Origin of the sequence: Haemophilus sp. HMSC61B11 (assembly GCF_001838615.1) — a bacterium.
GTDB classification, from domain to species: domain Bacteria; phylum Pseudomonadota; class Gammaproteobacteria; order Enterobacterales; family Pasteurellaceae; genus Haemophilus_D; species Haemophilus_D parainfluenzae_AD.
Window position 1 is genome coordinate 37,369 of the sequence record NZ_KV837957.1, and the last position, 25,717, is coordinate 63,085.

26 protein-coding genes are annotated in these 25,717 nt (G+C 39.1%); 6 read left to right on the forward strand and 20 right to left on the reverse strand.

The genetic code is table 11. From position 1 onward, the window contains the following. Nucleotides 1-40: 40 nt before the first annotated feature. The gene (gene rplQ / locus HMPREF3263_RS01960; RefSeq protein WP_005695104.1) at nt 41-424 is read left to right on the forward strand and encodes a 50S ribosomal protein L17; all 384 of its coding nucleotides are present in this window, start codon (nt 41-43) and stop codon (nt 422-424) included. A gap of 58 nt (nt 425-482) precedes the next feature. Here the strand turns inward: rplQ and rluA are convergent, their stop codons facing one another. After that, nucleotides 483-1,142 carry a bifunctional tRNA pseudouridine(32) synthase/23S rRNA pseudouridine(746) synthase RluA gene (gene rluA / locus HMPREF3263_RS01965; RefSeq protein ID WP_005698860.1) on the reverse strand — a complete coding sequence of 220 codons (660 nt, stop codon included), beginning with the start codon at nt 1,140-1,142 and terminating at the stop codon, nt 483-485. Between the two features lies 1 nt (nt 1,143). Continuing rightward, nucleotides 1,144-3,906 (reverse strand): RNA polymerase-associated protein RapA, encoded by a 2,763-nt coding sequence (gene rapA / locus HMPREF3263_RS01970; protein ID WP_070852889.1) that lies wholly within the window; start codon nt 3,904-3,906, stop codon nt 1,144-1,146. Nucleotides 3,907-4,105: 199 nt separating this feature from the next. Between rapA and pnuC the strand changes: the two genes are divergently transcribed. Next, a complete protein-coding gene (gene pnuC / locus HMPREF3263_RS01975; protein ID WP_032822543.1) occupies nt 4,106-4,789 on the forward strand; it encodes a nicotinamide riboside transporter PnuC in 684 nt (227 codons plus the stop codon). 34 nt (nt 4,790-4,823) lie between these two features. On the opposite strand, the gene HMPREF3263_RS01980 is transcribed toward pnuC, so the two are convergent. Further along, entirely contained in the window at nt 4,824-5,522 is a 699-nt protein-coding gene (locus HMPREF3263_RS01980) for a tRNA1(Val) (adenine(37)-N6)-methyltransferase (RefSeq protein WP_070852890.1), read from the reverse strand. A gap of 70 nt (nt 5,523-5,592) precedes the next feature. Between HMPREF3263_RS01980 and srmB the strand changes: the two genes are divergently transcribed. Continuing rightward, complete coding sequence (gene srmB, locus HMPREF3263_RS01985) at nt 5,593-6,924, forward strand: ATP-dependent RNA helicase SrmB (protein ID WP_005695110.1); 1,332 nt, start codon at nt 5,593-5,595, stop codon at nt 6,922-6,924. A gap of 39 nt (nt 6,925-6,963) precedes the next feature. Here srmB and HMPREF3263_RS01990 read toward each other — a convergent pair whose 3' ends face one another. From HMPREF3263_RS01990 to nudE, 13 genes are all read right to left on the reverse strand, one after another. Next, nucleotides 6,964-7,167: a hypothetical protein gene (locus tag HMPREF3263_RS01990; protein ID WP_005695111.1), complete on the reverse strand. Its 204-nt coding sequence runs from the start codon at nt 7,165-7,167 to the stop codon at nt 6,964-6,966. Between the two features lie 129 nt (nt 7,168-7,296). Further along, nucleotides 7,297-7,617: a DUF4298 domain-containing protein gene (locus tag HMPREF3263_RS01995; protein ID WP_049371857.1), complete on the reverse strand. Its 321-nt coding sequence runs from the start codon at nt 7,615-7,617 to the stop codon at nt 7,297-7,299. 78 nt (nt 7,618-7,695) lie between these two features. Continuing rightward, on the reverse strand, nt 7,696-9,150 hold the full coding sequence (gene gnd, locus HMPREF3263_RS02000) for a decarboxylating NADP(+)-dependent phosphogluconate dehydrogenase (protein ID WP_049374836.1): 1,455 nt from the start codon (nt 9,148-9,150) through the stop codon (nt 7,696-7,698). Between the two features lie 117 nt (nt 9,151-9,267). Beyond that, nucleotides 9,268-9,897: a hypothetical protein gene (locus HMPREF3263_RS02005; RefSeq protein WP_070852891.1), complete on the reverse strand. Its 630-nt coding sequence runs from the start codon at nt 9,895-9,897 to the stop codon at nt 9,268-9,270. 148 nt (nt 9,898-10,045) lie between these two features. Then, nucleotides 10,046-10,438, reverse strand: coding sequence for a GNAT family N-acetyltransferase (locus HMPREF3263_RS02010; RefSeq protein ID WP_070852892.1), 393 nt, complete (start codon nt 10,436-10,438; stop codon nt 10,046-10,048). Nucleotides 10,439-10,514: 76 nt separating this feature from the next. Beyond that, nucleotides 10,515-11,579: a DUF1176 domain-containing protein gene (locus HMPREF3263_RS02015; protein WP_070852893.1), complete on the reverse strand. Its 1,065-nt coding sequence runs from the start codon at nt 11,577-11,579 to the stop codon at nt 10,515-10,517. 59 nt (nt 11,580-11,638) lie between these two features. After that, the gene (locus HMPREF3263_RS02020) at nt 11,639-12,670 is read right to left on the reverse strand and encodes a DUF1176 domain-containing protein (RefSeq protein WP_070852894.1); all 1,032 of its coding nucleotides are present in this window, start codon (nt 12,668-12,670) and stop codon (nt 11,639-11,641) included. Between the two features lie 25 nt (nt 12,671-12,695). After that, nucleotides 12,696-13,394 carry a 6-phosphogluconolactonase gene (gene pgl / locus HMPREF3263_RS02025; protein ID WP_049371851.1) on the reverse strand — a complete coding sequence of 233 codons (699 nt, stop codon included), beginning with the start codon at nt 13,392-13,394 and terminating at the stop codon, nt 12,696-12,698. A gap of 65 nt (nt 13,395-13,459) precedes the next feature. Next, nucleotides 13,460-14,941, reverse strand: a complete 1,482-nt coding sequence (gene zwf / locus HMPREF3263_RS02030) for a glucose-6-phosphate dehydrogenase (RefSeq protein WP_049371850.1) — start codon at nt 14,939-14,941, stop codon at nt 13,460-13,462. Between the two features lie 72 nt (nt 14,942-15,013). Continuing rightward, nucleotides 15,014-15,820: a 3'(2'),5'-bisphosphate nucleotidase CysQ gene (gene cysQ, locus HMPREF3263_RS02035; protein WP_049371849.1), complete on the reverse strand. Its 807-nt coding sequence runs from the start codon at nt 15,818-15,820 to the stop codon at nt 15,014-15,016. A gap of 9 nt (nt 15,821-15,829) precedes the next feature. Beyond that, on the reverse strand, nt 15,830-16,234 hold the full coding sequence (locus HMPREF3263_RS02040; RefSeq protein ID WP_049371848.1) for a hypothetical protein: 405 nt from the start codon (nt 16,232-16,234) through the stop codon (nt 15,830-15,832). 47 nt (nt 16,235-16,281) lie between these two features. After that, the gene (locus tag HMPREF3263_RS02045; RefSeq protein WP_070852895.1) at nt 16,282-18,282 is read right to left on the reverse strand and encodes an OPT family oligopeptide transporter; all 2,001 of its coding nucleotides are present in this window, start codon (nt 18,280-18,282) and stop codon (nt 16,282-16,284) included. Between the two features lie 109 nt (nt 18,283-18,391). Continuing rightward, nucleotides 18,392-18,943: an ADP compounds hydrolase NudE gene (nudE, locus tag HMPREF3263_RS02050; RefSeq protein WP_070852896.1), complete on the reverse strand. Its 552-nt coding sequence runs from the start codon at nt 18,941-18,943 to the stop codon at nt 18,392-18,394. A gap of 61 nt (nt 18,944-19,004) precedes the next feature. Here nudE and hslR point away from each other — a divergent pair, with 61 nt between their 5' ends. After that, nucleotides 19,005-19,400: a ribosome-associated heat shock protein Hsp15 gene (hslR, locus tag HMPREF3263_RS02055; RefSeq protein ID WP_005698885.1), complete on the forward strand. Its 396-nt coding sequence runs from the start codon at nt 19,005-19,007 to the stop codon at nt 19,398-19,400. Nucleotides 19,401-19,448: 48 nt separating this feature from the next. On the opposite strand, the gene HMPREF3263_RS02060 is transcribed toward hslR, so the two are convergent. The 4 genes from HMPREF3263_RS02060 to aphA all read right to left on the reverse strand — a co-directional run bounded on the left by HMPREF3263_RS02060 (nt 19,449) and on the right by aphA (nt 23,575). Then, nucleotides 19,449-20,267, reverse strand: coding sequence for a DUF4189 domain-containing protein (locus HMPREF3263_RS02060; RefSeq protein ID WP_005695132.1), 819 nt, complete (start codon nt 20,265-20,267; stop codon nt 19,449-19,451). 231 nt (nt 20,268-20,498) lie between these two features. Next, nucleotides 20,499-21,056, reverse strand: coding sequence for a TIGR00645 family protein (locus HMPREF3263_RS02065; RefSeq protein ID WP_070852897.1), 558 nt, complete (start codon nt 21,054-21,056; stop codon nt 20,499-20,501). Between the two features lie 81 nt (nt 21,057-21,137). After that, complete coding sequence (gene rmuC / locus HMPREF3263_RS02070) at nt 21,138-22,748, reverse strand: DNA recombination protein RmuC (protein ID WP_070852898.1); 1,611 nt, start codon at nt 22,746-22,748, stop codon at nt 21,138-21,140. Between the two features lie 119 nt (nt 22,749-22,867). Further along, nucleotides 22,868-23,575 (reverse strand): acid phosphatase AphA, encoded by a 708-nt coding sequence (aphA, locus tag HMPREF3263_RS02075; RefSeq protein WP_070852899.1) that lies wholly within the window; start codon nt 23,573-23,575, stop codon nt 22,868-22,870. A gap of 220 nt (nt 23,576-23,795) precedes the next feature. Between aphA and hslV the strand changes: the two genes are divergently transcribed. Beyond that, nucleotides 23,796-24,326 (forward strand): ATP-dependent protease subunit HslV, encoded by a 531-nt coding sequence (gene hslV, locus HMPREF3263_RS02080; protein ID WP_049381424.1) that lies wholly within the window; start codon nt 23,796-23,798, stop codon nt 24,324-24,326. A gap of 9 nt (nt 24,327-24,335) precedes the next feature. Further along, a complete protein-coding gene (gene hslU, locus HMPREF3263_RS02085; RefSeq protein ID WP_049380770.1) occupies nt 24,336-25,670 on the forward strand; it encodes an HslU--HslV peptidase ATPase subunit in 1,335 nt (444 codons plus the stop codon). The last annotated feature ends 47 nt before the right edge of the window (nt 25,671-25,717 follow it).

Sequence of the window (25,717 nt, forward strand, 5' to 3'; positions counted from 1 at the left end):
TTTGGTCATAGGTTAAGATTTTTCTGAGAAGGATAAGATCATGCGCCATCGTAAGAGTGGTCGTCAACTAAACCGTAATAGCAGCCATCGCCAAGCGATGTTCCGTAACTTAGCAAGTGCTTTAGTTAGTCATGAAATCATCAAGACTACTTTACCAAAAGCTAAAGAATTACGTCGTGTAGTTGAACCGTTAATTACATTAGCAAAAGAAGATAGCGTTGCAAACCGTCGTTTAGCATTCGCTCGTACTCGCAACATCGAAACTGTTGCGAAATTATTCAATGAATTAGGTCCACGTTTTGCTCAACGTGCAGGTGGTTACACCCGTATCTTAAAATGTGGTTTCCGTGCAGGTGACAACGCTCCAATGGCATACATTGAGTTAGTTGATCGTCCAGAAGTTGCAGAAGCAGCAGCGGAATAATAATTTGTTATAAAATAAAAAGGCTCACTGATGTGAGCCTTTTTTATGTCTTGTTTTCCTAAAATTCAGCTTCAGCTCTGAATGTCATTTTTTCACCAGTGATAGGGTGCGTAATCGTAAGTTCTTCTGCATGTAAGCATAAGCGAGGTGACATCGATTTAGCTTGTGGGTGAGAATAAAACTTGTCACCTAAAATGGGATGTCCAAGTGCGAGAGTATGTAAACGCAGTTGGTGTGAGCGTCCAGTGATTGGTGTCAGTTTAACTCGAGTACAGTTAGTTGGTAACCGTTCTAAAACTTCATAAAAAGTGACCGCTCTTTTGCCGAAAACAAAATCAATGCGTTGGCGTGGGCGATTTTCCCAATCACAAATCATTGGAAGATTAATTTCCCCATTATCTTGTTCTAAGTGTCCCCAGACTAACGCTTGATAATATTTCTTTGGCTCACGTTCACGGAATTGACGTTTCAACTCTTTATCTGCTGCTTTACTTAATGCAAACAAAATAATCCCACTTGTGGCCATATCTAAACGGTGTGCAGGTTCACAAAATCCAAATTTCTCTTTTACCCGACTCATTGCACTATCATAGTACTCTGGCTGGTTACCTGGTACAGAAAGTAAACCACTTGGTTTGTTCACCACGCAGATATGATTATCTTGGTAGATAATATCTAAATAAGGTTCTAAAGGGGGATGGTATTCAATAAGTGCCATATTATTCTTTGTTTGTCACTATTACCCGAAGACTATCTAATCGCCAGCTTGCTTTACTTAACTCTTCCAGAGAAAGCACGCGTTGTTTTTCTAATAAATCAATTTCAGCCTGACGAATATTTTTATTTACAGCTTTCAAGGCGATAAGTCGATTGAGCTCAGTACTTAATATTTGATCTGCTAACTTACTGGCTTCTCGAATTTTAGCTTGTGCGATTTCAGTCATTTTGTGATCGCCTAGTTTAATTAATTGCTCAATATTTGGACGAGCCATTTTGATCATTTTATTCGTAATGTCTTTGCCTAGTGGTTTAAGTTTATTTTGCAACGTATCAAAATTAACTTGTCCAGCGAGATCATTTCCTTTGCTATCCAGCAATAATCGAACTGGTGTAGGTGGAAGAAAACGATTCAGTTGCAAACCTTTTGGTGATTGGCTTTCAATTATATAAATCAATTCAACCAACAGCGTGCCAGCAGGCAGTTGTTTATTGATTAATAATGCCATCGCAGCTTTACCAATGTCACCAGAAGCGATTAAATCAATACCTTGGCGTATCATTGGGTGATCCCAGGTAAGAAATTCTAATTCTTCACGCGCAAGAGCAAGTTGTCGGTCAAAGGTTACTGTGATACCTTCTTCTTTTAGTCCTGGAAAATCAGGAACAAGCATGGTGCCCGTTGGCGTGATGACAATGCTCTTTTCACCTAAATGATCTTGTTCTACGCCAATAATATCAAATAAATTCAGTGCAAAATCGACTAATTGCGGTGAATTATCAGTTTGAGCAATTTCTGCCGCAAGTCGTTGTGCCTTTTCGCCACCATTAGAATTTAATTCTAACAAACGATCACGCCCTTTCTCTAAGGCTAAACGCAATTCTTTTGCTTGTTTTTGCGTTTGGAGAATGAGTTGCTCAAAATCTGCTTTATTTTCTGACTGCACTTTTAATAAAGCTTCATATTGTTCAAACAATGCCATACCAATAGGACAAGTTTGTTCAAAGGCATTTAAACCTTCATGATACCAACGTGCTAAATCTTGCTGTGTAGAGCCTGCGAGGCAAGGTACATAAATTTGTACGTCTCGCGTTTGCCCGATGCGATCTAAACGGCCAATACATTGCTCAAGTAAGTCAGGATTTTCTGGTAAATCGAAGAGTACGAGATGACAAGCAAATTGGAAATTTCTGCCTTCAGAACCAATGCTAGAACTCAGTAAAACTTGTGCGCCATTATCAGTATCTGCAAAATAAGCCGCCGCGCGATCTCGTTCAATGATTGACATTCTTTCATGGAAAACAGCACTGCGAATGGCTTCTTTTTCTCGTAAAATTTGCTCAAGTTGAATTGCCGTTTGTGCTGTTTTACAAATGACTAAGATTTTTTCATTTCGGTGTGATTTTAGAAAATCAATTAACCAATGAATTTTTTCGTCTACTTCAGCTGCATCAATTGTTACTTGGTGATAAACCCGATGTGGAAAACCTTTTACACCTTGGCGTGTGTTACGAAATAAAATACGGCTTGTGCCATGTCGATCGATGAGATTTTGAATGAGTTCTTGTCGTGCCGCTTGCTTTTCGTCGTCATTGTGACAGTCTAAGGCTTTAAATAATGGTTCGACATCCTGCTCATGAAGTAAATCAGAAATATGATTTTTTTCGACCGCACTTAGCGGCTTCTCTGAAAGCAATGATTGCACTGCATCCGCAACAGGCTGATAGTTTTCTTGTTCCTTCAAGAACGCTTGGTAATCATAAAAACGTTCAGGATCAAGTAAGCGTAAACGTGCAAAATGGCTTTCCAAGCCCAGTTGTTCAGGCGTTGCGGTAAGTAATAAAACAGATGGAATAGCGTTTGCTAATTGTTCCACCAATAAATAAGCTGCACTCGGCGCATTTTCAGACCAAGCCAAATGATGTGCTTCATCGACAATTAAACAGTCAAATTCAGCTTCAATGGCTTGTTGTACGCGATGAGGGTGAGCTTTCAACCAGTCTAGTGCACAGATAATTAAGCTTTCCGTGCTAAATGGATTAATGGCTTGTTCGGCAAAATCTTCACAACGTTCTTCATCAAATAATGAAAAATGTAAATTAAAACGACGAAGCATTTCGACAAGCCATTGATGTTGCAAGGTCTCCGGTACAATAATTAACACACGTTGTACTTTTTCAGCAAAAAGCTGGTTTTGCAAAATCATCCCCGCTTCAATGGTTTTACCTAACCCCACTTCATCCGCTAAGAGCACACGAGGATTGATACGATTTCCTACCTCTTGCGCAATATGAAGCTGATGAGGAATTAAACCCGCACGATTACCTCGTAAGCCTCGCAAAGGCGATTGAAATTGAGCTTGTTGATGCAGAAGGGTTTGATAGCGCAACGCAAAATGTTCACTGCGGTCAATTTGCGATGAAAAGAGGCGATCTTTCGCTTGGCTAAAAGAAATTATCGGAGAAAGTTCTTTTTCATTGACGATAATCTCTTCGCCTTGCATATTTTTGACTAAATAAAATAAGAGACCATTCATTTCTTGAATATCGAGGACTTTACCTTGCCAACCAGCTTGGTGATGAAGTTGTTCTCCTTTATTTAATGCAATTCGGGTTAATGGCGCTTGTGCCACCGCATAAATTCGGGTTTCATCCGAGGCAGGAAAGTGAAGGGTTACAGAACGGAAATCTAAGGCGGTAATCATCCCTAATCCGAGGCTATTTTCTGTTTCGCTAATCCAACGTTGACCGATTGCAAATGACATTATCTTCCTCTTAATGAATCTCTTAAAATGGGCCGATATTGTAGTCTGATTATAAGGGAATGCAAGGTGAAGACGAGTAAAAGCATGAAAAGTAAAGTGTGATTTTTCTCACAATAATTAAATTAAATATCACCTAAGCTTTACTTTAAAAAAGTGCGGTGTAAAAATGGCATACTTTTTCATAAAACAGGAGTGTTCCATGAATTGGACAGAACGACTTAAAGAAGAATTTTTATCCGGTTGGAAGCCTTTTGAAGTGGCATGGGTAGTTATTTTCCTTGCTGCGCAAATTATTGCTTATGTTCTTGCACCAGATAGCCCATTAGGCATGATTTCGGGTATTGCAGGTATTCTCTGTGTGGTATTGGTGAGTAAAGGAAAAATTAGCAATTATTTCTTTGGGCTTATTTTTGCTTACACCTATTTTTATGTTGCCTGGGGAAACAATTTCCTTGGTGAAATGAATACGGTGCTCTATGTGTATATCCCATCACAATTTATCGGCTATTTTATGTGGAAACAACACATGCAAAATGATAATGGTGGTGAAAGTGTAATTGCAAAAGCCTTGACGCCAAAAGGTTGGGCAATGTTACTCGTGAGTGTTGGGATTGGTACATTCTGCTTTGTGCAGGCTTTAAAAGCAGCGGGTGGGAGCTCTACAGGATTAGATGGTTTAACCACAATTATCACTGTAGCGGCGCAATTATTGATGATTTTGCGTTATCGTGAGCAATGGTTATTGTGGATTGTCTTAAATGTGCTTTCCATTTTACTTTGGGCAGAGCAGCCAGCGATGTACTTAATGTATAGTGCTTACTTACTTAACTCATTATATGGTTATTACAACTGGACGAAACTCGTCAAAGCGGAAAGCCACTAATCACATCAATAAAAAAGGGCATAGTAATATGCCCTTACATTTTCAAATAGAATGCCTTCGTTAACGCAATAAATGCTTCGGTGTACTGATTGTTTTCATCATAAATCACCAAGCTATCTTTTACCTGTGGCAAATTCTCTCGGCTAAACGTGAGCAACATCCGCTGTGGATCTTTTCCTATTTTTGTAATGACATTCGTCTGCTTGATGCAATAAAGTGCGGTTGAATTTATCAATGTTTTTCCCGCCTCATAAGGCAAGACAAAACTGATTTTTCCTTTTTCGGATAAACAACTTGCCGCCCAATTTAGCCAATCTAAATGACTTTGTTGAACATAACGGGCAAGTGCACGCTCATCATTTTTACATTCCACACCTTGCGTAAAATAAGGCGGATTCGCCACAATTAAATCATATTGATGTGCTGTTTTTTGGCAATAAGTTTGCACATCTTGGTGTGTTAAATGAAGGCGATTGTGCCATGGTGAGGCCTTAAAGTTTTCTTGCGCTTGTTGTGCTGCAAGGGGATCAAGTTCAATGGCTTCAATTTGACAATACTCATGACTTCGTTGGGCGAGCATTAATGCAACCAAGCCTGTGCCAGTCCCCATATCAAGAATACGCTGACAATCAGACACATCCGCCCAAGCACCAAGTAAAATGCCATCTGTGCCGACTTTCATTGCACAATGTTGTTGATTAATATGGAATTGTTTGAAGGTAAAGCTGCTCATAAAATCTTGCGGAAAATGACCGCACTTTCAGGTATAATCAGCCACAATTTTAACAAATTAACGCAAAATAATGAATTTATCCCCATTTGAAGAATTCGATCTTTCCCCCGAATTATTAAAAGCCTTAGAAAAGAAAGGCTACACCCGTCCAACTGCAATTCAATTAGAAGCGATCCCCGCTGCCATGGAAGAGCGAGATGTGCTCGGTTCTGCACCAACAGGTACAGGGAAAACAGCCGCATTTTTATTGCCTGCGATTCAGCATTTATTGGATTATCCGCGTCGTAAGCCAGGCGCGCCTCGCATTTTAATTTTAACGCCAACCCGTGAGTTGGCAATGCAGGTTGCAGAGCAAGCGGAAGAGTTGGCGCAATTCACGCATTTGAAGATAGCTACCATTACCGGCGGCGTGGCTTATCAAAATCATGGGGAAGTATTTAATTCAAATCAGGATATCGTGGTGGCAACACCGGGGCGTTTATTGCAATACATCAAAGAAGAGAACTTTGATTGTCGTGCGGTAGAAATGCTGATTTTTGATGAAGCAGATCGCATGTTGCAAATGGGCTTTGGTCAAGATGCAGAGAAAATTGCCGCTGAAACACGTTGGCGTAAACAAACTCTTCTTTTCTCTGCCACATTAGAAGGGGAGTTATTAGTTGATTTTGCAGAACGTTTATTAAATGATCCGGTAAAAATTGATGCCGAGCCAAGCCGTCGTGAGCGTAAAAAAATCAACCAGTGGTATTATCACGCCGATAGCAATGAACATAAAATTAAGTTACTTGCACGTTTTATCGAAACTGAGAAAGTGAGCCGTGGTATTGTATTTGTTCGTCGTCGCGAAGATGTACGAGAACTTTCTGACACTTTGCGTAAACGTGGCATTCGCTCTACTTATCTAGAAGGCGATATGGCACAAACGCAACGTAATAACGCTATTGATAAATTGAAATCAGGTGTTGTTACGGTGTTAGTGGCTACTGATGTGGCTGCTCGCGGGATTGATATTGATGATGTGACGCATGTCATGAACTTCGATTTACCTTACAGTGCAGATACATATTTGCATCGTATTGGTCGTACCGCTCGTGCAGGAAAAAAAGGCACGGCTGTTTCTTTTGTTGAAGCACATGATTACAAATTGCTCGGTAAAATTAAACGCTACACGGAAGAGCTTTTGAAAGCTCGTATTTTAGAAGGCTTAGAACCTCGTACCAAACCACCAAAAGATGGGGAAGTAAAATCTATGTCTAAAAAACAAAAAGCACGAATTAAAGAAAAGCGTGAAGAAAAGAAAAAGTCAGAGGTGAAGAAGAAAACCAAACTTCGTCATAAAGATACGAAAAACATTGGTAAACGCCGTAAACCAAGCGCAGAAAAAGCAACAGAGAAACAATAAAAAAATAGCCGCACTCATTAAGTGCGGTTATTTTTTTGACTATTTATGAACTTGGCTACCGATTAAGCCACCTAATGCGGCACCGCCTAATGTCGTTGCGGCATTACCGCCAATCATATAGCCTGCTGCGCCACCGATAGCCGCGCCAGCTGTTGTATTTTTTTGAGTGCGACTCATATTCCCACATGCTGCAAGGGAAATAACAGTCATCGCGATAACAAGTGATTTTCCAATTAATTTCATAGGATCTCTCCGTGTTTAACATATAAAACTATCTATCATGATAGTAATCCGTAAGACAAACAGAGATGAATGAAAGTTCAAAAATATGTGTTTTTCGCTATTTTTCTGAACAATTAAATATATTGAATGTTAATCTTTAGCTTGATCTAATACTTTCGCAACCACTTTCAAATATTCAATCGCCAAACTATGATGCCCCGTACTCGCATTAAACACTAAATCTTCACTTAATACACCACAAGGCATATCCTCGGGGATCTTACCGTCCTCATAAGCTTGATAATCTTCTCGCCAGTCACCATCAAAATAATAGTGTTCTAAGGTTTTCATTTTGGGTAAGAAGGCTTGCCATTTTTCAAGAAATTGTTCCGCTTCGGCTAAGAAACTTTCCGCTTCATTGAGAAGGTTTTCCATTTCTGAAATTTTATCTAAGCGTGATTGAGATAACATAGGTTTCTCCAAAATAAGGTAAAAATAAACCGCACTTTATGCGAACAAAGTGCGGTGAGTTTATCACGAGTTTTTTACTTACACATCATAAGTGGTGGATGCAGTATTACCACCGCGACCTGTCCAGTTGGTGTGGAAGAATTCACCGCGTGGTTTGTCGGTACGCTCATAAGTATGTGCGCCGAAGTAGTCACGTTGTGCCTGCAATAAGTTTGCTGGTAAACGGGCTGACGTGTAACCATCTAAGAAGGTAATAGCTGATGCCATACAAGGCATTGGAATGCCTACTTCGATAGATTTTGCGACCACTTTACGCCAGTCACTTAATGCGTTTTCTAAAATGCCTTTGAAGTAACTATCTGAACCTAAGAAGATTAAATCTGGGTTCGCTTCATATGCATCACGAATGTTACCTAAGAAACGGCTACGGATAATACAACCTTCACGCCATAACAACGCTGTTGCGCCGTAGTTGATGTTCCAGCCAAATTGTTCAGAGGCTTCGCGAATCAGCATAAAGCCTTGTGCGTAAGAAATGATTTTTGACGCCAATAAAGCTTTACGTACCGCCTCAATCCAAACTTTTTTATCGCCTTCAACAGGTTGAATTGTTTTGCCGAATAATTGATTAGCGGCAACACGTTGATCTTTAAATGAAGAGACGCAACGAGCAAAGACGGATTCAGTGATTAAGGTTAATGGAATACCGAAATCTAATGCATTGATACCCGTCCATTTACCTGTTCCTTTTTGGCCAGCTGTATCTAAGATTTTTTCAACTAATGGTTCACCATCAGCATCTTTATAACCAAGAATATCGGTGGTGATATCGATTAAATAGCTATCAAGTTCAGTTTTTTTCCATTCTGCGAAGATAGCTTGCATTTCTTCATAGCTTAAGCCTAAACCTTCTTTTAAGAATTGGTAAGCTTCACAGATTAATTGCATATCGCCATATTCGATACCATTGTGAACCATTTTCACAAAGTGGCCTGCGCCTTCACCGCCAACCCAGTCACAGCAAGGCTCACCTTGTTCGGTTTTAGCTGAGATTGCTTGGAAGATTGGTTTGACATATGGCCATGCTTCGTGGTTACCACCCGGCATGATAGATGGCCCATGGCGCGCGCCTTCTTCACCGCCCGAAACACCCGAACCGATAAAGCGAATACCTTTTTCAGCCAATGCTTTTACACGACGATTTGTATCTGGATAGTTTGAGTTACCACCATCAATAATGATGTCGCCTTCTTCTAAGTGCGGTAATAATGCCTCAATGAATTGATCCACCACATCACCCGCGCGCACCATTAACATCACTTTACGTGGTTTTTCTAATTTAGAAGCTAAATCTTCTAAAGAGTATGCGCCGATAATATTGGTGCCTTTTGCTGCACCTTGTAAAAATTCATCCACTTTAGATGTGGTACGGTTATACGCTACCACTTTAAACCCGTGGTCGTTCATATTTAAAATGAGGTTTTGCCCCATTACGGCTAAGCCGATAACACCGATGTCGCCTTTTACTGACATTGTTTTCTCCTGTTGGTAGGGTACAAGTTGTTGTACCGATTTGAATACTTTGGTGCAACAAGTTGCACCACATGACTACACGCAAAAAGTGCGGTCGTTTTTTCAATTGTTTTTTATTTACGCTGGCGCGTAGGCCTCTAGTTTATCTATTTGCTCTCTCTTATCGATACTTCTTAGTAAATAGAACTCAGGAATCCATACAAAAGGTAAAGACAATAAATGAAAAGTTATTATACTTTTAGATATAAGGTTTATCTCAATACTAATACACAGTATGAAAAACAACCAAACAAAGAATAAAAGCCAAGAAAATATTTTATAAGAACTAGATTTTCTAAATAATAGGTAACTGAACTTATCTTTATACATGGGTTCTATTACTGTTGAGTTGTTTTTATATAATAACTTTATTAATTTCTCTTTTATTCCTCTAGTTATTATATTTAACTTAACCAAATCAGAATTCTTATCATTCTTTAATATGGTTATTAATAATATTATCTGTTTATCGTCTAATCCTTTAAAATAAGATATTGTTCTAAAAAATAATTGTCGTTTAATTCTCCTCCATTCTGAGATGGAGGCAAAATTTTCTATAGCATAACTTAAATACTCAAAATCTTGTTTTTTTTGAGAATAAGAAAAAGTCTTTTGAGAAATCCAAATAGCAATCCAACCAGTTATAATTGTTGCAACCACGCTACTACAACTGACTAAAATACCAATGGTGTTAGATTCTAAGTTCATAATCCTATTAAACCATTAATTGATTGAACCCACGATGGCACACGTTTCCAAACGTGTGCCTTTGCCACAAACACACGCTATGAAGCGTGCGCTATCAGTAATCCATCTTCTTGCTACCTAAAAGTGCGGTTACTTTTCCAAGCGTTTTTTAACTCTTTGTCCATGCACTCATGTGCTGTGTAAATCCAATATGCGGATAATAATCCACTGCTTGTGGAGCAGATAAGAGCACAATTTTGGCTTGTGGATGTAAGGCTTGTTTAGTGTGTTCAATTAACTGCAAGCCGATACCTTGCTTTTGATATTGTTCATCAACTGCTAAATCAGATAAATAACAGCAATAAACAAAATCCGTTATGGAACGTGCCACACCCACTAATTGTTCATCGTCCCAAGCGGTGACTAATAAATCTGCATGATGCAACATCGTCGCGACACGTTTTTCATCCTCTAACGGACGGCGAGCCCCGAGCGTTGTTTTGTTTAGCAATTCAATAAATTGCTCAACTGAAATAGGATAGTTTGTTTTATAGTTAATCATATTAAGTTTCCTATGCTGAAGATGGAATATTTGCATGCGTGAAATGTTATTTTTCACACTCTATAAGCATAAATTTCTATTTGACGTTAATCTCGCTCACAAAAATAGGCAATTGCCATGCACCACCAGTAAAACCTTTACAAGACCCAGTTGTCCATTCTGAAGTGCGGATAAATATTTTTCCATTCCAGACAGCTTCTTTCCCATGCCAACAATCACCAATACCCCGTGACTTAAATGAGCCTATTACAGTTAAGATGTGTTTTTTATCATCATACATAACATCGTTATATTGACTTGCCAGTACTTGTTCTACTTTACTGAGTTTTTCATCCATTACTGCATAGTAGTTATAGTGTTGATAGGCAGCCATAATGCAAATAGTTTCGGCTAGAACTTTGCCTTTTGTTAATGGATATTGAGTGATAAGTCCACTCCAACCTTCATCTTGGTGAAGTGCACTACAATAATTATCAGCATTTTCATTAGTACCGTTACTTTGACGTAATAACGTTAATACATTATCAAAATTTTTTTCTCCTCGTTGTAGATCAACCGTTTTTCGATTGTTGATTTTTACTGCTTCAATTTTAGGAATAGCTTGTGGGGCTAATACAGCACGTTTATCTTGACCTTGACGAACGAGTGCTGAAGGTGTATTTAATCGTTGTTGGAATTCATCCATTTTAAGCATTGCAGCTGTTGCGCCTTTGTCTGAAATATACCTTTTAAACTGGCCAGAAATGAATTGAATATCGGCATGATCTTTTAATGCGGTTAATAATTCGGTAGTTTGTTTTGCACTTAATTTAGACGAACTATTTTTTAAATTTTGTATGGTTCCAAGCGATTTACCATTTAAGATAATTTGGATTTTGTCATCTAGTTTTATCGGTTTATCATTTTCATCATAATCCAAGAAAATTAATTCTGCATTAATGGGAGCATCCTCGCCTGCTTGTCTGGTGAATAAAAGTGAAACTCGGTTATCAAAACCTTCATCTTCTTGATACCCTGCCATGCGACAAGTTCCTAAATTATCACAGACTAAATCCCAATCTTGATAGTTTTCAAAAAAACCTTTTATTGGCGTTGCCATTGTGGTAAGTGGTAATAGCGAGAGAAGAATAACTTTTTTCATTTTATAAATTCCTAAAAGAATATTCGTAAAATTTAATCGCTTGTAGTAATCGTGAGTTTTTATTTTACGATAATGTTACTAACAAAAATCGGCAACTGCCATGCACCACCGCCAAAACCTTTACAAGATCCAGTCGTCCATTTTGAGGTGCGGATAAAGATTTTGCCATTCCATACGGCATCTTGCCCCCCCAAGCAATCACCTAATCCGCGTCCTTTGTAAGTGCCTCTTACAAATGCATAACCTTGTTTTTCATCATAGCCTGCTTCGTTGTATAGCCCCGCCAAGATTTGTTCTACTTTACTCAATTTGTCATCAAGTACTGCATAGTAATTGGTACGTTGATAAGCACCTCTGACACAAAGTACCTCGGCTAATACCTTATTTTGTGTTAAGGGATAAAGCGTTATATCTTGGCTTACTTCATCTTCATCCTTGCAACCGTTGTAAGTTTTACGTAATAATGCTAGCACGTTATCGTATTGTTTTTCGCCGCGTTTTAATTCTATTTTTTTGCGGTTATTTACACTTGTTACCTCAATTTTGGGTGCAGTCTGTGGCGCTAATACCGCATGTTTTTCTTGGCCTCGACGAATGAGAGCCGAAGGTGTGTTTAACCGCTGTTGGAATTCATCCATTCTTAGCATTACAGCTGCGGCACCTCTGTCAGACACTCTGAGCGTGGTTTTACCATAGGTAAGACGAATTTCGCTTTCTTTTGTCAATCCGCTAAGTATTGCCTTGGTTTGTTCTTCAGTGAGTTTATCTGGATTGCTATCAGAAATATGCTTGATAGTGCCTAATGATTTGTCGTTTAGCCAAATTTCAACATCTTGACCCACTTGAATATCACGGTCATTTTCACCGAATGGTAAAATAGTCAGTTCCCCTTCCACAGGTGTATTTTCGCCTGCTTCTCGAGTAAATAAAATGGACACTGGATCATCTCTATTCTCTTGATAACCCGCCATGCGACAAGTACCCGTGTTATCACAGATTAAATCCCAATCTTGGTAGATTTCTCCAATACCTTTGATTGAGGCAGCCATTGAGGTTACGGGTAATAAAGCTAATAACAATATTTTTTTCATCTTGAAGTTCCTTTGTGTAGGCGTATTACAATAATGCCGCCGCTGCTTTATCCAAATACCATTCCGTCACCCCATTTTTTGCTTTAATTTTGGCAGCAGGATAAGGCAGATTTTCTGCAGGAGTCGTTTGGATTTCTTTTAAAATATCAGCTTTGCTTTCACCAGTGACTAAGTAGGTAATGCGTTTGGCTTGTTCAATGAGTTTGGCTGTTTTAGAAATGCGAATTTGACCGCTTTCAGGGTGTTTAGCAATGACAGCTAGGTTTTCATCATCAAAATTAGTTTGATGTGGGAAGAGAGAAGCTGTATGACCGTCAGTCCCCATACCTAAAATGATCCAATCAAAAACACCGTTTGGAATGACCGCACTTAATTCTTCTTCAAAGCGTTTTAACTCAAAGTGAGGTTCATTTTCGCCACAAATTCGGTGGATATTTTCTGCGGGAATTTGAATATGATCGAATAAGAGCTTTTGCACTTCACCGTAGTTGCTTTCTGGATTGGTTGGTTGAACCATGCGATCATCGCCCCACCAAAAATGCAGATTCTTCCAGTTGATTTGTTCGGTATAAGGCGCTTTGGCTAAAGTTTTGAATAACAGCTTAGGCGTTGAACCGCCAGAAAGAGAAATATGCACAGGGTGATTTAATTGGCTATAAATCACAAATTCTTGAGCAATCTTTTCAACAGCATGCTGAGCTGTTGGGAAGGTAATGGTGTTCATGTTTGTTTCTCTCTATTCGGTGATAAGCCTTCTTCTATTTATTGAAGAAGGCGAGATATTGATGATTAAACCTTTTTCTTCATTTTACCGCTTGGTTTACGCCATACGCGACCACTTTTCGCAATGAGTTTTTCAGCGGCAACTGGTCCCCAAGTACCCGCTTCATATTCATGAACTCGACCGCCTGCGTCTTTGTAGTCTAAAATCGGTTGAACAAATTTCCATGCAGCGTGTACGGCATCAGTACGCGCAAAGAGTGTCGCATCGCCTTTCATCGCATCAAGTAATAAGCGTTCATAAGCCGTGAGTACTTGCTCGTCGGCTAAATCGGCATAACGGAAATCCATTGATACTTCTTTGGCTTCAAAGCCTGCACCTGGTTTTTTCAAACCAAAGCGCATTGAAATGGCTTCATCAGGCTGAATACGAATGATCAATTTATTTTCTGGTGCATTTTGGCTGAATACAGGGTGCGGAGTAGTTTTAAAATGAATTACAATTTCCGTCACACGTGCCGGTAAGCGTTTCCCTGTACGCACATAGAAAGGTACGCCAGCCCAACGCCAGTTTTCGATTTCGCAACGTAATGCCATAAAGGTTTCAGTGCGAGAGTTAGCTGGAACGCCTTTTTCTTGTAAATAGCCTTTGACTTCTTTGCCATCAATTTCCGCTGCAGTATATTGACCAAGCACTAAGTTGTGCTCAACGTCATCTTGCGTTAATGGACGTAAAGAATGCATGACTTTGGCCACTTCATCACGCATTGAGTTCGCATTAATGATTGCGGGCGGTTCCATTGCTACCATGGCTAAAACTTGTAATAAGTGGTTTTGGAACATATCACGCATTGCACCAGAGCCATCATAATAACCGCCACGCTCTTCTACACCAATTGATTCAGCACCGGTAATTTCCACATAATCAATGAAATTACGGTTCCAGAGAGGCTCAAACCACCCATTTGAGAAACGTAAAACAAGTAAGTTTTGTACGGTTTCTTTACCAAGATAATGGTCAATACGATAGATTTGATGTTCTTCAAAGAAACGATGAATTTGGACGTCGAGTTCTTGTGCTGTTTTTTCATCGTAACCAAAAGGTTTTTCAACAATAATGCGTTTCCAACCCTCTTTTTCTGTATTTAAACCATGAGCTGCAAGGCATTCTGGAATCACACCATATAAGCTTGGTGGTGTGGACATATAGTAAAGGGTGTTGCCATTCGTTTGATATTTAGTATGTAATTCTTCTAAACGAGGTACTAATTTACCGTAATCGGCTGCATCAGATGTATTTACGGCTTGATAATAGAGATGGCTACAAAAAGCGTCTAGCGTTTCTGGCGTGGTTTCTTCTGTTTCAAGTAGCGCTTCACGCATTTTTTCACGGAAAGTGTCATCGTTTAATTCTGAACGCGCGACACCCAATACAGAAAATTTGTTTAAACGACCAAATTTGAACAGATTATAAAGTGCTGGAATGAGTTTACGGTGAGTCAAATCACCGGAAGCACCAAAAATCACGATACAGTTATTATTAGTTTGCATATTATTCCTTATTGTTCCGAGTAGTTTTTTTAAATAATGCAATATATTACTGCACTTTACCAATCGAACCAATCAATTAAATTGAAAGACAGATGCCCAATTTTGTGTATTATCTGACACCATCACAAAGTTTGGATTAATTAAACTTTCACGCTGGTTATAGGTGAGTGGCTGAAAGTGTGGATCGAAAATTCCGCCATTGATTTCAGCTAATAAAATTTCAGAACCTGCCGTGTCCCATTCACCGGTTTTACCGAGGCGAATATAGCAATCAACGGTTCCTTCTGCGACTAAACCACTTTTTAAACTACTAGAACCGACCACCGTAAATTTGCATAACAAATTCTTCGTTAAAATTGACCGCACTTTTTCTTGTGAAGTGGTCGCGCCAACGGCGATTTTTAACGGTTTTGTAAGATCAATTTTTCTTGGCTGTAAGCGTGTTATCTCTTTGTTACTTTGTTTGAATGCCCCAAAACCTTTCATTGCGTAATAGGTGATATTCAAAATAGGGAAGTGAATAACACCCAGTACAGGTTGGTGGTTTTGCACGAGTGTAATTAACACCGAAAATTGATCTGTGCGATCGATAAATTGCTGTGTACCATCAAGGGGATCGATTAGCCAATAAGTTTGCCAAGTTTGGCGTTGTTTAAAGGGAATATTGCAATTTTCCTCTGAAAGAACAGGAATATCAGGGAAAAGTGCGGTCAATTTTTCGATTAAAAATTGGCTGACAAATAAATCTGCTTCCGTGACAGGGGTATTATCCGATTTAGTTTGTATTTTCACATCCTGTTGGTAAAAACGAGCTAAATGTTTTCCTGCTTCATTGGCGAGTTTAAGGATTTGATCGAGAAGAGATTGAGATAATAGCATGCTTATTTTCTACTTTGATTTAGGCAATAGCAGTGGCAGGATAATGATTGTATAGATTGTCATAATAATAGAACCGCTAAGTACGAATAATGCTCGATCAGTAAGGTATTTTGTATTGGGAGCTATTATCAAATTACCTGTACTCGAGTAACAAAAAACAATAATAAACGAGAGAAAGAGGATTTTTTTCCATTGATATCGAAGGTAACCACAGCGTTTAGTAAAATAGGCAATAATGATTGTGGGTACGGTGAATAACCAAAATGTCAAAAAAAAACCGAATAAGGCTGAGTCAAAATAGCCTTCTCGGTAATAGTCTAGTTCAAAAACAACATAAGCTATACTACTTCCAATCACTTGTGTAATAAGTGGAAAGAGAATAATTGCATTCAAATAGGGGGATTGAGTTGACATTTTATACTCCTGTAATAGGCTATCCGAAGATAGCCTATTTTCATCTGTTATTTTGATCTCTTCGCACGTAATACGCGAGAAATGAAAACAAAAATACCAAAGATGAATACGGCAAGACCAAGTAATTCACCCATATTATCCCAGTTTTCTAATTCTAAGGCTAATGGTGCTTCAGAGCCGCCTGATGTCACTGAGGCTGCGATAATGAAAGCTAAAATTACGCCCATTAAGCTTTCCCCCACAATTAAACCAGCTGCAAAAAGTGTACCGAAACGTTCTGCTTTTTTCTCCACTTCAGTATTGTTAGTGCGTTTTGCATAGCTCTTAATATTGCGAGTGATAAGCCATGCCATCACAGCACCGACCACAACCGGCATATTGATTGATGGTGGTAAGTAAATACCAATACCTACCGCTAATACTGGTAAGGCAAAGCGACCTTTGCTGGTTTTACGCATAAATGCATCCACAATAATCAATACAATACCTAACCCCACACCAGTTAAAATATAAGTCCATTCTAAATGGTTGGTAAAAATACCTTGTGAGATGGTGGTCATAATGGTTGCTTGCGGTGCAGAAAGCGCTTGCGTTGGGTCCATGTCTGGACGCGGTAATGCACCCGTGAAGCCATAAGCGTGGTATAAAATTTCTAATACTGGCGCAATCACTAACGCACCAACGAAACAACCGATAATCAATGCAACCTGTTGTCTCCAAGGGGTGGCTTCAACTAGAAGACCGGTTTTTAAGTCTTGCAAGTTATCGTTTGAAATCGTTGCTGTGGTTAAAACGATCGATGCGGTGAACAAGGTTAATGCGGTTAAGAATTTTTGACCATCTGCAGTTTCAAATAAGCCACTGCTTTTACCAATGGTTACTAAAACAAGTGAAATCACGATCACAGAAATAATCCCAATACCTGAAATTGGGCTAGAGGATGAACCAACTAATCCCGCCATATAACCCGATGCCGCTGCGACGAAGAAACCAATTAACACAGCAAGTAGAGTACAAACCACCACTAATAAAATGGCAAGTTCAGCAGAAATTGGTGCCGTAGCAACGAAGTGATATAAAGAAATTACGATTAACACGACAGTCGCCAATAAAATGTAAATGATGGTTTTTGGTGATAAGTCGATATCAATACGATTTTCTGATTCAGCTTGTGAGCCTTTTAACATACGGAAAGAATGAACCATCCCTTCAATCATTGGTTTGAGAAGGATTAATAATGTCCAAATCGCTGCAATACCGATAGTACCCACACCAATAAAGCGAACTTTCGTTTTCCATTCAGCCATGGCATAACTAACAATAGAGGCATCAGTTGGCATATCACCTGTTGCAGTGAAATAAGGTACCGCTACACCCCATGCAAGGAATGTACCGAATAACATCGCAAGACCTCCTACAATACCGATTAAGTAGCCCGCACCTACTAATGCAAGAGAGAAACCCATCGGTAATTGGAAAACGGCTTTGCCGTTGGAGAACCATGCACTTGCGCTATCAGACATGACGCGTAATGCGTTGGTTAAGAATGCAACAGTTCCTGCAAAAATACCGCCATAAGCGATATCTTTTACACCGCTGTCACTTTCGTCATTATTGCCTGCTTTTAAGATTTCAGCTGCCGCGACACCTTCAGGATAAGGTAAGTCGCTGTTTACGACCATAGCACGACGTAACGGGATGGTGAATAATACACCCAAGGTGCCACCGGAGGCACAGATAAGCACAGTTTGCCAGAATGGGAATTCTTGCCAGTAACCCATCATTAATAGGCCCGGAAGAACGAAAATAACAGAAGATAATGTTCCCGCTGATGAAGCTTGAGTTTGCACCATGTTATTTTCTAAGATACTGGAATCCTTGAAGAATTTTAAAATTGCCATAGAGATTACGGCAGCTGGAATGGAGGAGGCGAAAGTCATCCCTACTTTAAGCCCTAAATAAACATTAGATGCGGTAAATATCACGGTGATTAATGCACCAAGAAACATTCCTCGGAAGGTTAATTCTTTTAAGTTGTTATGAAGCATGGTTTTTCCTATTTTTTAAATTTCCATACATTCTCAAAAAAATGAAACTTATTCAAGTTTTATTTAAAGTGAAGTATTTATAATTTGAATTTATTTAAATCTATTCGATTTATTGACGTTTTTTTAAATAATCTCGCAATGTATAAAGTGCGGTTAAGTTTCTTGCCTCATTAAATTCATCGCTCATCAATAGCGCGTCAAGTTGAGATAAAGGGTAACGTACGATTTCTAATGGCTCAGGTTCGTCTCCTTCCAGTTGATTTGGGTATAAATTTTCACCTAGTAAAATGTGCATTTTATGGCCCATAATTTGTGGATTGATCTTCATAGTGCGTAAAAACGTCCATTTTTTTGCCCCAAAGCCAATTTCTTCCTGTAATTCGCGATTCGCACTTTGTTCGGGTGTTTCTCCCGTATCCATTCCACCTTTTACAAAACCTAATTCATATTGTTCTGTTCCGACCGCATATTCACGAACCAGGAGTAAATCTTCACCATAGATGGCAATTGCCATTACTGAATCTCGATTGAAAGGGCGAAAACGTTCATAAGTGCGGTCAATTCCATTGGAGAATTTGAGTTCGACAGCTTGAATTTCAAACAAACGGGATCTTGCCACCGTAGAAAGGGAGAGAATGTGTGGAAGTTGTTTTTTCATCATATTAGCCCTATTATCTTGTCATTGGCTCATCATACGCAAAGTGAGAGAAATAGGAAGAGTTATGGCTGAAAATAACGAAGTGCGTTTAGATAAATGGCTTTGGGCGGCGCGTTTTTATAAAACTCGTAGCATTGCGAAAGCGATGATTGAAGGGGGCAAAGTCCATTACAACGGTCAGCGTGCCAAAGTAAGTAAAAATGTAGAAATCGGGGCGATGATTAAACTTCGCCAAGGCAGCGATGAAAAAGAAATTGAAGTGATTGCGTTGAGCGATCAACGTCGTGGTGCACCTGAGGCTCAACTGCTTTACCAAGAAACAGCACAGAGTGTGAAAAAACGGGAAGAAATGGCGTGGGCAAGAAAAAATAATGCGCTTTCAATGCCACATCCTGATCGTCGTCCAAATAAAAAAGAACGTCGAGATTTATTGAAATTTAAACATCAAGATGAGTTTTAAAAAACAAAAGTGCGGTCAAATTTGACCGCACTTTGAAAATATTATTTACTATTTAAGTACATTACCATCTAATGCTACGTTAAATGCTTTTCCGCCTTTAACTCCTGGAATGATGACCTGAGGGCTATCGAAGTTACAAGTTTTATCTTTAAGCATATCACACGGTAGGGCGCAAAGCGAAGGGGCTGGGCTAGGCTTACAAGATGAACCTCCTTTCGCTTGGCAATTTTCAACCGCCATTTCTTTAGCGTGCTCAGGAATGATGCTATTTCCGAAGTAATCTCTCATACCACTACTATCTCGACCACTAGCTAGCCCTAAACACATATTACTTATACCAATCACTAATTGGCAGTCTTTGCCACCATACTCTTGACATTGTTTTAGTGAATCTTGTTTGGCTTGCTCAAGAGTACTATAAGCTGCATCAGAAGCCCACATCATTTGATTTATTTCTGGAGTGCGAACAATTGCAGCCCATAATCTAGGTTTAATTTTGCGTTTTTTTAGTTCTTCTGGTGTAGCAATTTTTACTGCTTCTTGATACTCACCACAACCAAATTCTTTTTCAATGTCTCCAAACCCTGTGGCATCTCTAATAGATGTGATTTTATGGCTTGCATCCGTAAATACATAAGTCCATGTATGGCCACCAGTATATACTTTTTCTGTTGTTAGAAAGATTGTTCTAGCGTTTCTGCCAACTTCATAGGTTTGTAAATCATAAAGAGCAAGTCGATAAGCGTGAATATAACTTCTTTCATTGTCTTTAAAGCATTGATAAGATTCATCCGGTAAACGTTTTCGAGCAAAAAACTCATAGTCTTCTTTACCATGCCAGTATAAAGTGTCTAATGGGTTATACATTGTTGAGCAACTTGTTAAAAAGAGTGTAAACGCAACTAGAAAAATTAGCTTAATCTTATGAGATAACATGAGATATATTTCCTTATTATGAGATATATTTCCTTATTAAAAGATACGTGATAATAATATAGTGATTTGCTCAGGTTATCAGATTTTATTGTAAGTATAAAGTGAATATTTTTATAGGTTTAAATACAAAAAGTGCGGTCAATTTTGACCGCACTTTGTGTACTAATGATTTTTATGACTTGTACTGTAGAGAATTTTGTCGGTATAAGCCATTGCAATTGCCGAAATCAAGAAAGAAAAATGAATAATCACTTCCCACATAATCGTTTTTTCAGGAATTTTTGAGGCATTCACAAAGGTTTGCAATAAGTGAATCGACGAAATACTGATAATTGACATGGAAAGTTTAACTTTCAGCACAGTTGCATTCACATGACTCATCCATTCAGGTTGATCGGGATGATTTTTCGTACGAAGTTTTGAAACGAAAATCTCATAACCACCTAATGTTACCATTACTAATAAGTTAGCAATCATCACTACATCAATGAGATTGAGGACGGCGAGCATAATGGTGTCTGTATCCATTTCATTAACATTGGTGATGAGATACCACAAGTTTTTCATAAACTTATAGGCATAGATGCCTTGCACGACAATTAAACCTAAGTAAATGGGCACTTGTAACCAACGACTTGCAAAAATTGTTTTGCTTAGAAAACTGGTTTGTTCGTTATATTTTGCACATGGATCCGTGATTTCTTTTTGTTCTGTCGCCATAAAATTCCCCACAAATAAAAATTCAAATAAAAAAGCGGCAAGAAAATAGCCGCTTTTAAAGAAAAATTCAACAGGTATGCTTTATTTTACCCCATTCTCGGTAGTGATAAGGGATAGGCGCGTTAAATCCACGTCATTATTGAGCAATTCAACGTTTGGCATGCTCTTGTTAGCTTTCGCTGACAAGTCTTTAAAGCGTTCCACTTTCCCCACTAAACCTTGTTGTCCCACAAGGGCAGTGACAGTGCTGTTGTATTGATTACTCACGGTGGAAAGGGTGTTGCCCAGTTTGTTCAACCGTTCTGCCACTAGGCAAATCTGGTTGTAAATTTCGCCTGCTTTTTCTGCAATTTCTTTGGCTTCGGCGTTACCTCGTTCGATACGCCATAAATTCGCCACCGTGCGTAGAATTGGCATGAGGGTCGTGTGCGACACCATAATGACATTTTTCTCGTAGCCATAATTAAACAGACTTGGGTCTAATTTTAAGGCTTCAATATAAGCGGGTTCCACAGCGATGAACATCAAAACAAAATTAGGGCTGCGCATGCCAATCAAATTGCTGTAATCCTTGCGGTGCAAGTCATCAATGTGATTTTTCAGGGCTTTAATATGCTCCCTTAGTAAACGCTCACGTTCGAATTCATCCTTGGAATTGACCGCACTTTCATAAGCATTCAATGACATTTTGCTATCAATGATGATGTTTTTTTCATCGGGCAGATTCAGCACAAAATCAGGATAGTTTCGTCCACCTTGTTCATCTTTAAAATGGGCCTGTGCACTGTAATGCACATTTTCAATGAGCCCAGCCAGTTGAAGTGCACGTTCAAGTTGCACTTCTCCCCAGTTGCCTAAGGTTTTCTTTTCACCTTTTAGCGCAGAGGTTAAATTATTGGCTTCTTTCGACATGTTTAAGCCAATTTCCAACACCTTTTTGATTTCCGCTTCTAAACCCGCATTGCCTTTTACTGATTCCGAATGGATTTCATTGACTCGTTTTTGAAAGCCTTCGATTTGTTCACGGAAGGGCTTCAACAAGGTTTCCAATGCCGTCTGATTGGTTTGATTAAAGGATTGGCTTTTTTCTTCCAAAATGCGGTTGGCCAGATTTTGGAACTCTACGCCAAGCTGTTGTTTGGATTGTTCAATATGCTGTTGCTGTTCAGCAAAATGCTTTTCTTTTTCGGAAAGCGTGGTTTTGAGCTCTGTTAATTCCTGTGAAAGTGCGGTCAATTTTTCCTGCGTTTTTTGCTGCTCTTGTTCTTTTCTAAGTAGATTTTCCTGAGCTTGTTGTAATTGACCTTGCAAGCTTTCGGCTTGTGCAGATGCTATCCCAAAACGTTCTTTTAATGCGGTGATTTGCCCGCCAATTTGATCGTGACGGAGTTGCTCTTCATCTAATTCTTTTTCTAAATATTGGATTTTTTCATCACGTTCATTCAGGCGGGTTTGCAAACCTTCTGCATGAGTTTGCGCTTTAACGGCTTGTTGTTCTAATTGATTTTTGACCGCACTTAAAGAATCAAAACGCTTAGCTAATTGATTGTAATCTTCGATGGTTTTATTGAGATCTTGTTGTAATTCTTGCGTATCTCGTTTGCTGCGGCTTAATAGAAAAAGCATCACAATGCTGATAAAAAGCAGTACGGCAATGATGATTAAATATTGATTAGACGTGAGTTCTGACATAAATAGGCTCCTAGAAACGCAAAAATTTTAGCATATTCCCAGAAACTTTTTAAAAATTCAGAGGATTTTCACTAGATAAGAAAAGTGCGGTCAAAAATAACCGCACTTTTTTATAAAGATTAGTAGTTTGAGTTAATCAATACTTCTTCGCCGTAGCCACCAAGGGTTGGCATTGGTTGATAAGTTGAGTTAGCGGCACGCATTAAACGAATACCACGAATACCTGCTTCTTTTGCGGCTAGGATATCGTCATCGCTGTCACCATAGTGAATACTCACTTTGTGCTCAATAATACCCGGTGTTTTGTTATATTTAGTTGGAAGTTTGCGACCACCCATGAATTCTACAGGATGCATGTCTTTAATATTAAAGGCTTTTTGTAGCACTGGTGTCACACCATCTTTATCGCCTGCTGTACGACCGGTAATGAAATAAATTTGGTCACCACGTGCTTGGTGCATATTAATTAAATCCACCGCAATTTGTTTTGGAATAGAATATTGGTCACAACCTGCATTCACTTCATTCCAGAAATCTTGATTTTTTAAGTAATCATTTTTACCTGGTGAGTATTTTTCTTGGCCGTGATAGAAACAAGGGCTACTGAAAAGTACAGTATCATCAATGTCGAAGCTCACATTAATGGGTGCTTTGCCTTCCAATTCTTTTTTCAATTGGTCAACAGAGATCCAGTGAATCGGTTTTTGCTCAGTCATTTCACGAGCATTCGTACCTTGTTCAGTGTAAGGTTCTTTGTTTGATGCAAAAGTAGAGACTGCGCTTACCGCTAAAATTGCAATGGCAGAAAGTTTAAGTAAATTTTTCATGTTTTCCTCATTAAGTAGTTTGTTTTATTTGTAACAAATCATATTCCTTTAAAATTTTGGAGTAAAACTTTGGCAAACGTTTGCTATTTTGATTTATGATCTTTGTCACATTTTTTTTAACTGATTGTCTAATAAATCATCAAAGAAAAATTACCCCTTGAATTTGGCGGAATCGATCGCCATATAACGAGTAACTTTTCTTAAAAGAAGGATAAAAAGAATGACAACAATTGTAAGCGTACGTCGTAATGACCAAGTGGTTGTTGGGGGCGATGGACAGGTTTCACTAGGTAATACAGTGATGAAGGGGAATGCCCGCAAAGTACGCCGTTTATATAATGGTAAAGTTTTAGCTGGTTTTGCAGGCGGCACAGCCGATGCGTTCACCTTATTTGAATTATTTGAGCGTAAATTAGAAATGCATCAAGGGCATTTGTTAAAAGCCGCGGTGGAATTAGCCAAAGATTGGCGAACCGATCGTGCGTTACGCAAGTTAGAAGCAATGCTGATTGTAGCGGATGAAAAAGAAAGTTTAATCATTACCGGTATTGGTGATGTGGTACAACCGGAAGCCGATCAGATTTTAGCCATTGGTTCTGGCGGTAATTATGCATTATCGGCAGCCCGTGCGTTGGTGGAAAATACTGATTTATCAGCCCGTGAGATTGTAGAAAAATCTTTAAAAATTGCCGGTGATATTTGCGTGTTCACTAATACGAATTTTACTATTGAAGAATTACCGAATAAGTAAGGAAAAATTATGTCTGAAATGACCCCTCGTGAAATTGTTTCCGAATTAGATCAACATATTATCGGCCAAAAAGAGGCAAAAAGAGCGGTTGCGATCGCATTACGTAACCGTTGGAGACGAATGCAGCTGCAAGAGCCACTTCGCCATGAAGTGACCCCTAAAAATATTTTAATGATTGGTCCAACTGGTGTGGGTAAAACCGAGATTGCACGCCGTCTTGCAAAATTAGCTAATGCACCGTTCATTAAAGTGGAAGCAACGAAGTTCACCGAAGTGGGCTATGTAGGGAAAGAAGTGGATTCCATTATCCGTGATTTAACGGACAGTGCGATGAAATTGGTTCGCCAACAAGAAATTGCGAAAAATCGTGCGAAAGCAGAAGATGCGGCGGAAGATCGTATTTTAGATGCCTTATTGCCACCACCGAAAAATCAATGGGGTGAAGTGGAAAACCACGATACCAATAGCAGCACTCGCCAAGCATTCCGTAAAAAGTTACGTGAAGGACAATTAGACGATAAAGAAATCGAAATTGATGTGTCTGCGGGCGTTTCAATGGGTGTGGAAATCATGGCACCTCCAGGCATGGAAGAAATGACTAATCAGTTGCAATCCATGTTCCAAAGCCTGGGTTCGGATAAAACCAAAAAACGCAAAATGAAAATTAAGGATGCATTAAAAACCTTAATTGACGATGAAGCGGCCAAATTGATTAATCCAGAAGAATTGAAACAAAAAGCCATCGATGCCGTTGAGCAAAATGGTATTGTGTTTATTGATGAGATCGACAAGATCTGTAAAAAAGGTGAATACAGTGGCGCAGATGTCTCTCGTGAGGGTGTGCAACGTGATTTATTACCATTAGTGGAAGGTTCAACGGTTAATACCAAACACGGTATGGTAAAAACCGATCATATTCTCTTTATTGCATCGGGCGCATTCCAAGTGGCTCGTCCATCAGATTTAATCCCAGAGTTGCAAGGTCGTTTACCGATTCGTGTTGAGTTGTCTGCATTAACGGCGGAAGATTTTGAGCGTATTCTAACTGAGCCAAATGCGTCTTTAACAGAACAATATAAAGCGCTTATGGCGACAGAAGGCGTGAGCATTGAGTTTACACAAGATGCGATCAAGAAAATTGCCGAAGCCGCCTTCCGTGTGAATGAGAAAACAGAGAATATCGGTGCAAGACGTTTACATACCGTTATGGAACGTTTAATGGATAAAATCTCATTTGATGCGAGCGAAATGGACGGTCAAACCGTGAATATCGATGCCGCTTATGTGATTGAGGCATTGGGCGAAGTGATTGAGAATGAAGATTTAAGTCGATTCATTCTGTAATGAAAGTTTAGATAAAGAAAAAGTGCGGTTATTTTTAACCGCACTTT

Bases quoted from the DNA above. Each gene is read 5' to 3' on its own strand.
- rluA (WP_005698860.1), bottom strand. From the start codon at position 1,142: ATGGCACTTATTGAATACCATCCCCCTTTAGAACCTTATTTAGATATT.
- gnd (WP_049374836.1), bottom strand. From the start codon at position 9,150: ATGTCAGTAAAAGGCGACATCGGTGTTATCGGCTTAGCCGTAATGGGG.
- HMPREF3263_RS02020 (WP_070852894.1), bottom strand. From the start codon at position 12,670: ATGAAAAAAATATTGTTATTAGCTTTATTACCCGTAACCTCAATGGCT.
- nudE (WP_070852896.1), bottom strand. From the start codon at position 18,943: ATGATGAAAAAACAACTTCCACACATTCTCTCCCTTTCTACGGTGGCA.
- hslV (WP_049381424.1), top strand. From the start codon at position 23,796: ATGACAACAATTGTAAGCGTACGTCGTAATGACCAAGTGGTTGTTGGG.
- HMPREF3263_RS01990 (WP_005695111.1), bottom strand. From the start codon at position 7,167: ATGAAATTAATTGGAAAATCACTTGTTATCGCGATGACTGTTATTTCC.
- zwf (WP_049371850.1), bottom strand. From the start codon at position 14,941: ATGCAAACTAATAATAACTGTATCGTGATTTTTGGTGCTTCCGGTGAT.
- HMPREF3263_RS02060 (WP_005695132.1), bottom strand. From the start codon at position 20,267: ATGTATAACCCATTAGACACTTTATACTGGCATGGTAAAGAAGACTAT.
- rmuC (WP_070852898.1), bottom strand. From the start codon at position 22,748: ATGTCAGAACTCACGTCTAATCAATATTTAATCATCATTGCCGTACTG.
- HMPREF3263_RS01980 (WP_070852890.1), bottom strand. From the start codon at position 5,522: ATGAGCAGCTTTACCTTCAAACAATTCCATATTAATCAACAACATTGT.
- HMPREF3263_RS02065 (WP_070852897.1), bottom strand. From the start codon at position 21,056: ATGGCGACAGAACAAAAAGAAATCACGGATCCATGTGCAAAATATAAC.
- rapA (WP_070852889.1), bottom strand. From the start codon at position 3,906: ATGTCATTTGCAATCGGTCAACGTTGGATTAGCGAAACAGAAAATAGC.
- pnuC (WP_032822543.1), top strand. From the start codon at position 4,106: ATGAATTGGACAGAACGACTTAAAGAAGAATTTTTATCCGGTTGGAAG.
- srmB (WP_005695110.1), top strand. From the start codon at position 5,593: ATGAATTTATCCCCATTTGAAGAATTCGATCTTTCCCCCGAATTATTA.
- hslR (WP_005698885.1), top strand. From the start codon at position 19,005: ATGGCTGAAAATAACGAAGTGCGTTTAGATAAATGGCTTTGGGCGGCG.
- HMPREF3263_RS02015 (WP_070852893.1), bottom strand. From the start codon at position 11,579: ATGAAAAAAGTTATTCTTCTCTCGCTATTACCACTTACCACAATGGCA.
- rplQ (WP_005695104.1), top strand. From the start codon at position 41: ATGCGCCATCGTAAGAGTGGTCGTCAACTAAACCGTAATAGCAGCCAT.
- HMPREF3263_RS02045 (WP_070852895.1), bottom strand. From the start codon at position 18,282: ATGCTTCATAACAACTTAAAAGAATTAACCTTCCGAGGAATGTTTCTT.
- cysQ (WP_049371849.1), bottom strand. From the start codon at position 15,820: ATGCTATTATCTCAATCTCTTCTCGATCAAATCCTTAAACTCGCCAAT.
- HMPREF3263_RS02040 (WP_049371848.1), bottom strand. From the start codon at position 16,234: ATGTCAACTCAATCCCCCTATTTGAATGCAATTATTCTCTTTCCACTT.
- HMPREF3263_RS02010 (WP_070852892.1), bottom strand. From the start codon at position 10,438: ATGATTAACTATAAAACAAACTATCCTATTTCAGTTGAGCAATTTATT.
- aphA (WP_070852899.1), bottom strand. From the start codon at position 23,575: ATGAAAAATTTACTTAAACTTTCTGCCATTGCAATTTTAGCGGTAAGC.
- pgl (WP_049371851.1), bottom strand. From the start codon at position 13,394: ATGAACACCATTACCTTCCCAACAGCTCAGCATGCTGTTGAAAAGATT.
- hslU (WP_049380770.1), top strand. From the start codon at position 24,336: ATGTCTGAAATGACCCCTCGTGAAATTGTTTCCGAATTAGATCAACAT.
- HMPREF3263_RS02005 (WP_070852891.1), bottom strand. From the start codon at position 9,897: ATGAACTTAGAATCTAACACCATTGGTATTTTAGTCAGTTGTAGTAGC.
- HMPREF3263_RS01995 (WP_049371857.1), bottom strand. From the start codon at position 7,617: ATGTTATCTCAATCACGCTTAGATAAAATTTCAGAAATGGAAAACCTT.